The following is a 12,479-nucleotide window of genomic DNA, read 5'->3' on the forward strand; positions in this document are numbered from 1 at the left end:
CGATCTGGTGCGCCGTCTCGGCATCGACTGCGCGGCGGAGCAGACCGGCTGGGTTCAGCCGGTGCATTCGCCGGGCCGCATCAAGATCGCCGAGCGCCGGGCCGCCCAATGGGGCCGGTACGGCGCCGACGTGGAACTGCTGGACCGCGCCGCGGTCTCCGCCCTTCTCGGCACCGATGCCTATTACGGCGGCTGGATGAACCGGACCGGCGGGCACATCAACCCGCTGGCGCTGGTGCGCGGGCTTGCCGCCAAGGCCGTCGAGGCCGGGGCGGCGGTCTACGTCAACTCCCCGGCATTGTCGGTGGAACGCCGCGGCGACATGTGGGTCGCCCGCACGCCGCAGGGATTGGTGACCGCCGACGCGCTGGTGCTGGGCACCAACGGCTATGCCGCCGCCGTCTTCCATGATGTCCGGACGGAGGTGGTGCCGGTGCTGTCCTGGCAGATGGCAACCGCGCCGTTGGGCGACAATGTCCGCAAAACCATCCTGCCGGGCCGTCAGGCGATGTCGGACACCCATGGCGATCTGCGCTTCATGCGCTACACCGCCGACAACCGGCTGGTGACCGGCGGCGCGCTGCTGATCCCGGTGAACGGGGCGGAACGGCTGAAGCGCATCGTCGGCGACCGTCTGGCCGGGATGTTCCCGGCGCTGAGCGGCGTCAGCTTCGATTACGTGTGGAATGGGCGAATCGCCATGACCACCGATTACTTTCCCCGCGTCCACCGGCTGGGGCCGAACGGCTTCGCCTGGGCCGGATGCAACGGGCGCGGCGTGGCGCTATCGATCTCGCTCGGTCGGGAACTGGCGCGGGCGGCGATCGGCCAGGATCCGAAGGACCTCGCCCTGCCCTTCACCCCGCCGACTCCCCTGCCCTTCAATGCCCTGCTGCAACGCGTCGGTCCGCTGAAGATCCTGCAATACCGCTGGAACGACGCCCGCGAAATCTAATCAAGGAGACGCCCGGCATGTCGGATACCCCCGATTACCCCACCCTTCTGCGCAACGCCTATGCGATGCGCGCGGCGTCCTACGCCCATATGTTCGACGTGCTGCGCGAGCGGTTCGGCACCGAAACGGCGCTGGAGGTCGGCCAGGAAGCCACCCGCCGCCTCGGCGAGGCGATGGGCGCGAAGTATGCCGGCCATGGTCCGGACGACCTGACCGGCCTCTGCCATGCCTTCCTCGACGGCATTCCCAACCGCGACAGCATGTTCGCGCCCGAGATCAAGCGGTGCGACGGCGAGGCGCTGGAAATCCACTTCCACCGCTGCCCGCTGAAGGAAGCCTGGCAGGCGCAGGGTCGCTCCGACACCGATCTGGAACTGCTCTGCAAGATGGCAGGCGCCATCGACGGCGGGCTGTTCGAAGCGGCCGGCTTCGTCTTCAAGGGCGAAACCTGGAAGCCGGGCGACGAGGGCTGCTGCCGGCTGAAGGTCCTGCCGGGCGCCAAAGCCGCCGAATAAGTCCACGCGCTGCAAAGCATAAGAAGCCAAACGGAAGAAGAGGGTGTCTCCGCCATGAAACTCCGCCTCCTCACGCTCACGACGCTTGCCGCTGCCGGGATCGCCGGTTCGGCTTTCGCCGCCGATACGGTCAAGCTCGGCTACCAGCTGCCGCTGACCGGCGACACCGCGCAGTACGGCCAGGATTTCCGCAAGGCCGCCGAGATCGCGCTGACCGAGTTCAACGCCGCCGGCAAGCCGTTCAAGGTCGAGATCGTTTTCGAGGACAGCCGGTCCGACGCCAAGGAAGGCACGAACATCGCCCGCAAGTTCGTGGACGACAAGGAGATCGTCGGCGTTCTTGGCGACTTCACCTCGGGCGTGTCGATGGCCGCGGCGCAGGTCTACAAGGAGGCCGGCATGCCTCAGCTGTCGCAGACCGCCTCGCACCCCGACTACACCAAGATCTCCAAGTACCAGTTCCGCAACATCGCCACCCAGGCGCAGGAAGGCCCCTACAACGCCAAATGGATGGCGTCCAAGGGCCTCAAGAACGTCGCGGTGATCGCCGAGCAGACCGATTGGGGCCAGTCGGTGGTCAGCGGCTTCTCCGACGCGGTGAAGGCCGACGGCGGCAAGGTCGTCTTTTCGGAGTTCTTCAACCGCGGCCTGAAGGATTACCGCTCGCTGATCAGCAAGCTGGAGCGTGCGAAGCCCGACGCGATCTACACCGGCTTCTTCTATGAAGACGGGGCGCAGTTCCTGAAGCAGCTGCACCAGCTCGGCGTCAAGACGCCGGTCTATTCGACCTCGGCTGCCTACAGTCCGAAGCTGATCGAACTGGCCGGCGAGGCGGCGGAGGGCATGCACCTGACCTCCAACTTCCTGCCGACCGACCCGTCGCCGAACGTCCAGCATTTCGTCGAGGAATGGAAGAAGCGCTCGGACGGTGCCGTCCCCGGCCAGTTCCCGGCCCAGGCCTATGACGCGGTGCGCATCATGCTGGCGGCAGTCGAGAAGGCCTCGCCCAACCCGACCCGCGAGAAGGTGCGCGACGCGCTGGCCCAGACCAAGGACTTCCCCGGCGTGACCGGCAAGACCAGCTTCAGCGCCGACCGCGAGGCCGAAAAGGAGCTGGTGAAGGTCCAGGTCAAGGGCGGCGCCTTCGTTCCGGTCGCCGACTAAGGACCCCGGCACCCGATCTCCAGCGCCCTTTCCCCCAGCGCCCCGATCTCTAGCGACAGAGCCCGCATGTTCGATCCCTATTACCTCCAGCAGCTCGCCATCGGCCTGTCGCTGGGCATGACCTATGCGCTGATGGCGATCGGCTTCACGCTGATCTTCGGCGTGTTGAACGTCGTCAACTTCGCCCACGGCGAGATCTACACGCTGGGCGCCTTCGCCGGGCTGGTCCTGATCTCGGCCACGGCGCCGCCCATCGTGGCGGTGATCCTGGGCGCGCTGGCGATCGGGGCGCTGGCAGGCTTCTCGCTGGAGCGGCTGGCCTTCAAGCCGTTCCGCCGCTTCACCGACGAGGCGTCGCTGAAGTCGCGGGCGATGCGGGAATCGACGCTGCTCTCCTCGCTGGCGGTGTCCATCGTGGTGCGCGAGGCGCTGGAGATCGTCTTCGGGTCGCAGATGCGCTCCATCCCCTTCGAGTATCTGATCAACACGCCGGTGCGCGTCGGCCCGGTGATCCTGGTGACCGGCGACTTCATCATCTTCGGCGTCGCCGCCGCCATGCTGATCGGCCTGCAGTATCTGCTGACGCGCACCCGCGTCGGGCTGGCCATCCGCGCGGTGTCCAACAACCCGCTGGGCGCCAAATATGTCGGCATCGACACCGACCGCACCATCATCACCACCTTCGTCGTCGGGTCGATGATGGGGGCGGCGGCCGGCATCCTGATGGGGCTCTATTACGGCGCGGTTTTCCCCGCCATGGGCTTCACCCCCGGCATCAAGGCCTTCGTCGCCATGGTGATGGGTGGCCTGTCCTCCATCCCCGGTGCCGTGATCTGCGCGCTGATCCTCGGCATTTCGGAAAGCATGGCGACGACCTTCGTCTCGTCGGGCTGGTCGGACATGGTGGCCTACGGGTTCTTAATCCTGACCCTGATCTTCTTCCCCAACGGCTTGTTCGGAGCGCGCCGTGAACGCGTTTGAGACTGTGGCCCCCGCCGATGGCCTGACCCGGCGCCGGGGCCTGCTGGTTCCGGCGCTGATCCTGCTGCTGGTCTTCGCCGCCCTGCCGGCGCTGCTGGCCGGCTTCGACCGGGGCTATTTCTACCAGATCGCCAATCTGGCGCTGATCTTCGTCCTGCTCTCGGCCTCCATGCATCTGGTGACGGGGGTGGCGGGGCTGCTGCATCTGGGGCACGCCGCCTTCTACGGCGTCGGCGCCTATACGGCGGCGCTGCTGACCTCGAAACTGGGGCTGGGCTTCACCGTCACGCTGCCGCTGTCCGGTCTGGTGGCGGCGCTGGTCGCCTTCCTGGTGGCGCTGCCGACGATGCGGCTGGTCAGCATCTATTTCGCCGTGGCGACGCTCGCCATCGGGCAGATGCTGTATCTGGTCATGCTGAACTGGGTGGATTTCACCAAGGGACCGAACGGCATCATCGTCACCAAGGGGTTCGAGCTGTTCGGGTTCAGCCTGTCCGGCCGTCTCGCCACCTACTACACCGTGGCGGCGGTGGTGACGCTGTCGGTCGTCGCGATCAGCCGGCTCAGCCATTCCTATTACGGCAACGCGCTGCGCTCGATCCGCGAGGACGACCAGTGCGCCGACGCCATGGGCGTGCGCACCGTGCGGCTGAAGATGGAGGCCTTCACCCTGTCGGCCTTCTTCGCCGGGGTGGCGGGCAGCCTGTGGGCGCACATGACCGGCTACATCTCGCCGGGCGACTTCAAATTCTCGGAATCGATCCTGATCCTGGCGATGGTGGTGGTAGGCGGCCTCGGCAGCCTGCCGGGGGCGATCATCGGCGCACTGCTGCTGATCCTGCTGCCGGAGGGCCTGCGGGCCTTGGGCGATTTCCGCAACATCATGGTCGGGCTGGTGATGTTCCTCTCCATCCTGCTGCTGCCGAAGGGGCTGCTGGGTGAGGTTTCCGCCCTGCGGCTGGTGCGCCGGCAGCTGGGCGCGGCGTGGCGCAACAGCGGCGACGGTGAACGGAAGGGCGAAGGGATCGGCTGGCGATGACCCATCTTCTTGAAATCCGCAACGTCAGCCGCCGGTTCGGCGGCGTGCAGGCGGTCGGCGACGTGACCGCCCATGTCGACGAGGGCGAACTGGTCGGCCTGATCGGACCGAACGGTGCCGGCAAGACCACGCTGTTCAACCTGATTTCCGGCTTCACCCCGCTGTCCGGCGGAACCGTCGCCTTCGCCGGCAGGACCATCAGCGGCTTGAAGCCCAATCAGGTGGCGCGGCTGGGCATCAGCCGCACCTTCCAGAACCTGCGCATCTTCCCCAACATGTCGGTCTTCGACAACGTGTCGGTCGGCGCGGTGGGCGCGCTGCCGCAGGGGGCGTTCGGCGCCCTGTTCGGCCCCTTTTCCAGGGGCGGCAGAGCCCACTCCGCCGAGATCAGCCACCGCACCTGGGAGGCGCTGGAGGCGGTCGGCCTGACCCACGTCGCGGCGGAGCTGGCGGCCAACCTGCCCTACGGCCAGCGCAAATATCTGGAGATCGCCCGCGCGCTCGCCATGCGGCCGCGCTTCCTGATCCTGGACGAGCCGGCCGCCGGGCTGAACGACACCGAAACGCGCGATCTGGCAGCTTTCATCAAGCGGCTGCACGGACAGGGCCTGACCATCATGCTGGTCGAACACGACATGACGCTGGTCATGGGCATCTGCCAGCGCATCCTGGTGCTGGCCTCCGGCCGCAAGATCGCCGACGGCACGCCCGACGCGATCCGCAACGACGCGGCCGTCCTCGAAGCCTATCTTGGGGTGGATGAATGACCGCGCCGCCAATGACAGCCCCACTGCTCTCGATCGCGGACCTGCATGTCGCCATGGGGCCGCAGGAGATCCTGCACGGCGTCCGCCTGGAGGTGCCGGAGGGCGCCATCGTCGCCGTGCTCGGCTCCAACGGCGTCGGCAAGACCACGCTGATGCGCACCGTGTCCGGCATCTACCGGGCCCGCCAAGGCTGCATCACCTTCCGCGGCCATCCGATCACCAACATGCCGGCCCACCGCATCGTCCAACTCGGCCTGTCCCAGGCGCCGGAAGGGCGGCAGATCTTCTCCAACATGAATGTCCGCGAGAATCTGGTGCTCGGCGGCGGCGACGTCGGGCTGGGCGAGCTGGACCGCGTGCTGGCGATGTTCCCGATCTTGAGCGAGCGGCTGCGCCAGAATGCCGGTTCGCTGTCCGGCGGCGAACAACAGATGCTGTGCATCGCCCGCGCCCTGATGCGAAAGCCGACGCTGCTTCTGCTCGACGAGCCCTCTCTTGGGCTGGCGCCGAAGATCGTCGCGCAGATCTTCGACCTGATCGGCCGCATCCGGGCGGAGGGGGTGTCGATCCTGCTGGTCGAGCAGAACGCCCGCGCCGCCCTGCGCATCGCCGACCACGCCGCGGTTCTGGAGGACGGCCGCATCGTGCTGGCCGGTCCGGCCGCCCAGCTGCGGGACGACCCGCGCATCGCCGAGGCCTACCTCGGCGGCCATGCCCATTGACGCCACCTCAGAGAAGGAAGCCTGTCATGACCGAAACCAAGGGGACCCAAACCCTGGGCATTCTGGAACGCCGCCGCATCGAGGCGGAAATCCTGAAGCCGGTCTATGAGGAGATGGTCGCCCGGCTGGGCGAGGCCACGGCACAGGAGATCCTGGGCGCCGCGATCACCAAGGCCGCCCTGGCCGCCGCCCAATCCTTCGCCGCGACCGAGCCGGAGGGGACCAGCCTGAAAAGCTTCGCCGATCTTCAGCCGCTGTGGACCAAGGACGACGCCCTGCGGCTGGAGGTGAAGCGGCAGGACGAAACCCATTTCGACTACAACGTCACGCGCTGCCGCTACGCCGAGATGTACCGGGAGATGGGGCTGGGGTCGATCGGGCACCTGCTGTCCTGCAACCGCGACGCCGCCTTCTGCACCGGCTACGATCCCCGCATCACGATGGAGCGGACGCAGACCATCATGCAGGGCGCCGACCATTGCGACTTCCGCTACCGCTTCGAGCCGAAGGGCGAATAGTCACCCGACGGACCGGGGGCGCCGGTGCCAGGATCCACCTGACACCAGCCGCCGGCGCGCAACTTCGGCGTTCCTTCAGGCCCTGTCCGGATTCGCCAGCAGAGACCGGGTAAGTGCAAGGCGGCCCAACGACTGCTCGGCCAATTTCTGGGCTTCGTTGAGCAGGGTCTCCTCGGTGGCATGCTCGGCTGCGGCGAGATAGGTGTCGAGGATCTCCTCGGCGTCCTGGATCGACAGGCGCACGGCCTTCTCCGCGGTCAGCGAGCCCGGACGAAGCAGTCCGGCAGCCCGAGCGCCCTCGGCGGCATCGCTTCCCGGAACATTGGGCGCGGCCCCACCGGCGTGACCGCGGGCCTTGTCGGCCAGCCGGCGCAGCACGGCCGCCGCCTCCACGGCACCGGAGGCCCCGACGGCGGCAGCGGCCGCATCGTTGACCTCGGCCGATGCGACCTCCATGGCCGCGGACAGCGCAAACAGTTCCTCCAGCGTGCGCGGGTTGCGACGTCTGGGTTGCCGGGAAGCGTGGAAGGCTTCGCGGCGCCACCGGCGCAACAGGCTTACGTGCTCCAACTCTTCACGCGCCATCGACTCGGCGCGGCGGCGGACCTCTTCGTTCAGTGCCGACGCGGCGACGTAGGTGTAGAACGCAAAGGCCCGCTCCTCATTGCGCACGGCAACCGCCAGGGCCTCGTAGGGGCCGAACACTTGGGCACCCTCCGCCTGATCGAAGGTCTCCGGCATCCGCCAGGAAAACTGCACCGGCTGCGGTGCGCGCAGGCCATCGCGCTGAGCCCAGCGGGACAACTGGTCCTCATGGGTCTTTTCCAATTCGGCCAGACGCCCGAAGAGGGTGGCGAGTTCCGTTTTCCCCTGCCGAGCGACCATCGCGGCAAGCTGCTCGTAGCGCAGAGCCGCCTCGTGCTCCATCCCGACGGCGACATCCATGAGTTCCTCCGCGGTGCCGATTGGCCGGAGAGGGAAGTCAGAATTGATCGGAGCGTCCATTGCGGCCTCGCGTTCAGAAGGTTTGGCGGGCGCCTCAAGGGTGATGAAACAGCCCGGGAATCATCGGGATGCGCAGATCACCATCCAAGGGGGTTCCCCTGCCAATACAGTCTAGAACATTTTCGTCACCAGCACGCGGCCGAACGACAAATTCCACACCGGGGATCACGGAGTCACGGCAAGCCGAACGATACCGTCCGAGCGGACAAGGGTCTCGGCGGACGACCGGTCACGGACGACCGGGCGACAGCCTCTCCGCGCTGGCCTTCAGCGTGTCGATCATCACCTGCTGCGCCTCCTCCGTCGTGTCGGCCGGGACGACGAAGCAGATGGTGGCGATGCAGCGGCCGGCCGGATCGCGGACCGGCGCGGCGAGGCAGGTGGTGAAGCGGTCGACCAGCGCCGTGGTGCGGACATAGCCCTGGGTGCGGGCGCGGCCGATGTCCTCCAGGAACTCGTCCTCGGCGATGCGGCGGCCGTCGGGCAGGACGAAATCGTCGGACGGGATGAAGCGCCGGATCTCGTCCGCATCCATGTGGTCGACCAGCAGCCGGCCGGACGCCGTCCAGGGTATCGGCACCTTGATGCCGATCTCGGAACTGATGCGGAACATGCGCCGGCCCGGTTCATTCAGCACGACCAGATATTTGTCGCCGTCCAGCGTGCAGAACTGCGCCGTCTCCCCCACCGTCTCGGCGATGTGGGCGACCTCCACCCGCGCCTTGCGGATCAGGTCGACGCTGTCAAGGTAATCGCTGCCGTAATAATGCATCGCCGGCCCGAAATAGACCGTGCCGTCGCCGTCGCGCAGTTCCAGCCAGCGCGCCTCGACCAGCGTGTTGACCAGCTCGTACATGGTGGAGCGCGGGGTGCCGGTGTCGCGCGCGATGTCGGCGATGCGCGTCGGGGCGCGCCGGCTGTGCAGATGGTCCATCAGCGCGATGACGCGGTCGATGCCGCGGGCGCGGCCCGTCGACTTCTCTTCTGTCTGCTTTTCCAACACGCCGCCGCTCTTCATCCGATCCGCGCTCCCTGCCGTCCCACAACCGATTACCACGCGGATTTTCAGCTTGCCAGTGGTGTTTGTCCGATATACCGTTTGCTTGTCTGGAATACAAGACCGATGTCCGATATTTCGGACAAACGGTCGGGGAGGCAGAAATGACAGGGATCACGCGACGTCTGTTCAACACCGCCCTCGGCACGACACTGGCCGCCGGCGGGCTTTCCTCCGGAATCCTCGGAACCTGGACCACGCCGGCGCAGGCCCAGCAGGGCGGCGCATCGGTCGTCACCGTCGCCACCATCGGCGAGCCGCCGACGCTGGACCCGGTCGGCACCACGTCCGACCTCGTCAGCATCATCACCCAGCATATGTTCGAGACGCTGTTCACCTTTGACGGCGAGTGGAAGCTGGCCCCGCTGGTGGCGTCGGCCCTGCCGCAGGTGTCGGCGGACGGCAAGACCTACACGATCCCGCTGCGCAGCGGCGTCACCTTCCATGACGGCAGCACCGTCACGGCCGACGACGTGGTCGCCTCGCTCGACCACTGGACCAAGGCCTCGCCGCGCGGCAAGACCGTCGCCCCGCTGGTGGAGAGCATCGCCGCCAAGGGCTCGGACGCCGTCGTCATCGCGCTGAAGGAGCCGTTCGCCCCGCTGACTGCGCTGCTCGCTATGAACAACGGCGCCGCCGCCATCGTGCCGAAATCGGTGATCGACGGGCCGGGCGCGCTGAAGTCGCTGATCGGCACCGGCCCCTACAAGCTGCTGGAGCACAAGCCCGACCAGTATATCCGGCTGGTCCGCCATGACGGCTACGCCTCCCCCGCCGGCGCTCCCAGCGGCTATGCCGGCAGCCGCAAGGCCGTCATCGGCGAGGTGCGCTTCGTCCCGGTGCCGAACGCCGCCACCCGGGTGTCGGGCGTGCTGGCCGGCCAGTACCAGTTCGCCGACAGCCTGCCGGCCGAAACCCTGCCGCGCATCAAGGACGCGGCCGGCGTCAAGCCGGTGATCGTGAAGCCCTTCGGCTTCCCGCTGATGATCATGAACACCAAGACCGGTGTCATGGCGAACCAGAAGATCCGTCAGGCGGTGCTGGCGGCGCTGGAGCCGAACGACATGCTGCTGGCCGGCTTCGGCGACCCCGCCTTCGTCCAGGCGGAGGGGTCGATCTACGCCCAGGGCACGCCCTATTACGACGCGGCCAGCGCCAAGCCCTACAGCGACCATGCCGCCGGCAAGGCGGCGGACCTGCTGAAGGCCGCCGGTTACAAGGGCGAGCCGATCCGCATCATGACCTCGGTGCAGTACGAGTTCCTGTACAAGATGAGCATGGTGGCGCAGGCCCAGCTCGAAATGGCCGGCTTCAAGGTCGATCTGCAGGTGCTGGACTGGGCGACACTGCTGCAGCGCCGCGGCGACGAAAAGGCGTGGGACGCCTTCTTCACCTATCACACCTTCGTTCCGGAACCGTCGCTGATCACCGTGCTGAACCCCAGCTATCCCGGCTGGTGGGACAGCCCGGCCAAGCGGGAGGCGCTGGCCGCCTTCAACCGCGAGATGGACCCGGCCGCCCGCAAGGCGAAGTGGGTGACCTTGCAGACGTTGTTCTACAGCGAGGTGCCGAGCATCAAGGTCGGCGATTTCTACAACCTCGCCGCCAGCAGCGACAAGCTGACCGGCTACACGCCGACGCCCTGGCCCTTCTTCTGGAACACCGACCTGAAGGGTTGAGAGGGTGGAGTTACGACACCTCCCCGTTATACCCCCTCTCCCCCCGGGGAGAGGGCCGGGGTGAGGGGGATGCATAGGGTGGATCGGGGGACGATCAGAGCGTCGCAATTCTTGTAAATTCACGACGCGCGCCCCCCTCACCCTAACCCTCTCCCCAGGGGGGAGAGGGGATCGTTTCTTTGGGATATCTCCACGGTCCGGGACCGCAACCATGCTCGTTTACATCGTCCGCCGGTTTGCCGGCATGATGGTCGTCATGCTGCTCGTCGCCATGGTGGTCTTCGTGATCGCCCGCGTGGTGCCGGGCGATCCCGCCGCCGTCATGCTGGGATCCGCCGCCACGCCGGAGGACATCGCGGCGTTGCGCGGTCGGCTCGGGCTCGACGAACCGCTGCTGACGCAGTTCCTGCTCTATCTCGGGCAGATCATCCGCTTCGACCTGGGCGAGTCCATCTTCCTCAATCGTCCGGTGGCGCAGGCGCTGGCCGAACGGTCGGAGCTGACCGGGCTGCTGACCATGATGTCGGTGGGAATCGCCATGCTGATCGGCGTGCCGGTCGGCATCCTGTCGGCGGCCAAGCGCGGCGGGCTGATCGACCAGATCGCGGTCGGGCTCGCCATGCTGGCGGCCAGCATTCCCAGCTTCTGGATCGGGCTGACCCTGATCAAGTATCTGGCGGTCGACCATGCCTGGTTCCCGGTTGCCGGCTATGGTCCTCCCGAAGCCGATCTGCTGGAGCGCATGCGTCATCTGGTGTTGCCGGCCATCGCGCTCGGCATCCCGAACTCGGCGCTGATCCTGCGCTTCACCCGAACCAGCATGCTGGACGTGATGAGCCATGATTACGTCCGCACCGCGCGGGCCAAGGGTCTGCCGCCGCTGGTCGTCGTGCTGAAGCATGCGCTGCGCAACGCGATGATCCCGATCCTGACGGTGATCGGCCTGACCACCGCGGTGATGATCGCCGGCGCCATCGTGACGGAAACCGTGTTCGGCCTGCCCGGCGTCGGCAACCTGATCGTCTCCGCCGTTCTGCGCCGCGACTATCCGGTGATCCAGGGCGCCCTGCTGGTGGTGTCCGCCATCTATGTGCTGATCAACCTGACGGTCGACCTGCTCTATGCCGTGGTCGATCCGCGGGTCCGTTATTGAGAGGGAGGGTTTCCATGGCAAGCGTCCCCGCCGGTCACGGCAGCGTCCCCCTTCCCTCCTCCGCCAAGGCCAGGAACAGCCGGTCGCCGGCCGCCCTGCTGATGCGCCAGCTGTTCCGCCGCCGGCTGGTGGTGCTGTCCTTCCTGATCATGCTGGCAATCCTGGCAGTGGCGCTGCTGGCGCCGTGGATCACCCCCTTCAACCCGATGAAGATGGACATCCTCGGCCGGCTGAAGCCGCCGACCGCCGCCCACTGGTTCGGCACCGACGAGTATGGCCGCGACGTGCTGTCCCGCGTGATGCTGGGCGCCCGGCTGTCGCTGCTGGTCGGCCTGCTGGTGGTGGTGGTGGCGACGCTGCTCGGCACGCTGCTTGGGCTGGCCGCCGGCTATATCCGCCCGCTGGACGGCCTGCTGATGCGGCTGACCGACGCGCTGATGGCCTTCCCGGACATCCTGCTCGCCATCGCCTTCATGGCGGCGCTGGGGCCGTCGCTCTACAATGTCGTGCTGGCGCTCGGCATCGTCTACACGCCGCGCGTCGCCCGCGTGGTGCGCGCCGCCTGCCTCGTGGTGCGCGAGATGCCCTTCATCGAGGCGGCAACGGCTCTCGGCGCCTCGACCCCGCGCATCGTCTTCCTGCACATCCTGCCCAACCTGATGTCGCCCATCCTGGTGCAGGCCACCTTCATCTTCGCCTACGCCATCCTGACGGAGGCGGCCTTGTCCTTCCTCGGCGTCGGCGTGCCGCCGACCACCCCGACATGGGGCAACATGATCGCCAGCGCCCAGCAGTATTTCCAGCAGGCCGACTGGCTGATCCTGTTCCCCGGCTGCGCCATCGTCCTGACCGTGCTGTCGCTGCAGATCGTCGGCGACGGGCTGCGCGACGCGCTCGACCCCCGGCTCCAGAAGGCGAAATGAG

13 protein-coding genes are annotated in these 12,479 nt (G+C 67.3%); 11 read left to right on the plus strand and 2 right to left on the minus strand.

Translation table 11 applies throughout. The annotated features are described in order from the left end of the window. From ACCD06_RS28640 to ACCD06_RS28675, 8 genes are all read left to right on the plus strand, one after another. Positions 1-955 (plus strand): NAD(P)/FAD-dependent oxidoreductase (locus ACCD06_RS28640; RefSeq protein ID WP_413345328.1); only part of this gene is annotated, 955 nt, incomplete at its 5' end. A 17-nt stretch (positions 956-972) separates the two neighbouring features. After that, positions 973-1,470 carry an L-2-amino-thiazoline-4-carboxylic acid hydrolase gene (locus ACCD06_RS28645; RefSeq protein WP_252140759.1) on the plus strand — a complete coding sequence of 166 codons (498 nt, stop codon included), beginning with the start codon at positions 973-975 and terminating at the stop codon, positions 1,468-1,470. 54 nt (positions 1,471-1,524) lie between these two features. After that, positions 1,525-2,634, plus strand: a complete 1,110-nt coding sequence (locus ACCD06_RS28650) for an ABC transporter substrate-binding protein (RefSeq protein WP_413345330.1) — start codon at positions 1,525-1,527, stop codon at positions 2,632-2,634. Positions 2,635-2,700: 66 nt separating this feature from the next. Then, positions 2,701-3,615, plus strand: coding sequence for a branched-chain amino acid ABC transporter permease (locus ACCD06_RS28655; RefSeq protein ID WP_085082531.1), 915 nt, complete (start codon positions 2,701-2,703; stop codon positions 3,613-3,615). After that, the gene (locus ACCD06_RS28660) at positions 3,602-4,654 is read left to right on the plus strand and encodes a branched-chain amino acid ABC transporter permease (RefSeq protein ID WP_199232053.1); all 1,053 of its coding nucleotides are present in this window, start codon (positions 3,602-3,604) and stop codon (positions 4,652-4,654) included. The genes ACCD06_RS28655 and ACCD06_RS28660 overlap by 14 nt, the downstream gene beginning before the upstream one ends. After that, complete coding sequence (locus tag ACCD06_RS28665; RefSeq protein ID WP_109156874.1) at positions 4,651-5,421, plus strand: ABC transporter ATP-binding protein; 771 nt, start codon at positions 4,651-4,653, stop codon at positions 5,419-5,421. The genes ACCD06_RS28660 and ACCD06_RS28665 overlap by 4 nt, the downstream gene beginning before the upstream one ends. Before the next feature lie 11 nt (positions 5,422-5,432). Then, on the plus strand, positions 5,433-6,143 hold the full coding sequence (locus tag ACCD06_RS28670) for an ABC transporter ATP-binding protein (protein WP_413345333.1): 711 nt from the start codon (positions 5,433-5,435) through the stop codon (positions 6,141-6,143). Between the two features lie 26 nt (positions 6,144-6,169). Beyond that, a complete protein-coding gene (locus tag ACCD06_RS28675) occupies positions 6,170-6,661 on the plus strand; it encodes an L-2-amino-thiazoline-4-carboxylic acid hydrolase (protein ID WP_136701738.1) in 492 nt (163 codons plus the stop codon). A gap of 75 nt (positions 6,662-6,736) precedes the next feature. Here ACCD06_RS28675 and ACCD06_RS28680 read toward each other — a convergent pair whose 3' ends face one another. Next, a complete protein-coding gene (locus tag ACCD06_RS28680; RefSeq protein WP_413345337.1) occupies positions 6,737-7,606 on the minus strand; it encodes a ferritin-like domain-containing protein in 870 nt (289 codons plus the stop codon). Positions 7,607-7,895: 289 nt separating this feature from the next. Then, on the minus strand, positions 7,896-8,684 hold the full coding sequence (locus ACCD06_RS28685) for an IclR family transcriptional regulator (RefSeq protein WP_109156870.1): 789 nt from the start codon (positions 8,682-8,684) through the stop codon (positions 7,896-7,898). A 143-nt stretch (positions 8,685-8,827) separates the two neighbouring features. On the opposite strand from ACCD06_RS28685, the gene ACCD06_RS28690 reads away from it, so the two are divergent. The 3 genes from ACCD06_RS28690 to ACCD06_RS28700 all read left to right on the plus strand — a co-directional run bounded on the left by ACCD06_RS28690 (position 8,828) and on the right by ACCD06_RS28700 (position 12,478). Beyond that, positions 8,828-10,402, plus strand: coding sequence for an ABC transporter substrate-binding protein (locus ACCD06_RS28690; RefSeq protein WP_109156869.1), 1,575 nt, complete (start codon positions 8,828-8,830; stop codon positions 10,400-10,402). Between the two features lie 211 nt (positions 10,403-10,613). Beyond that, positions 10,614-11,555, plus strand: coding sequence for an ABC transporter permease (locus tag ACCD06_RS28695; protein ID WP_109156868.1), 942 nt, complete (start codon positions 10,614-10,616; stop codon positions 11,553-11,555). Positions 11,556-11,569: 14 nt separating this feature from the next. Next, positions 11,570-12,478, plus strand: coding sequence for an ABC transporter permease (locus ACCD06_RS28700; RefSeq protein ID WP_109156867.1), 909 nt, complete (start codon positions 11,570-11,572; stop codon positions 12,476-12,478). Position 12,479: the final 1 nt, after the last annotated feature.

It is taken from the genome of Azospirillum sp. CT11-132, from assembly GCF_047302835.1.
Classification (GTDB): Bacteria; Pseudomonadota; Alphaproteobacteria; order Azospirillales; family Azospirillaceae; genus Azospirillum.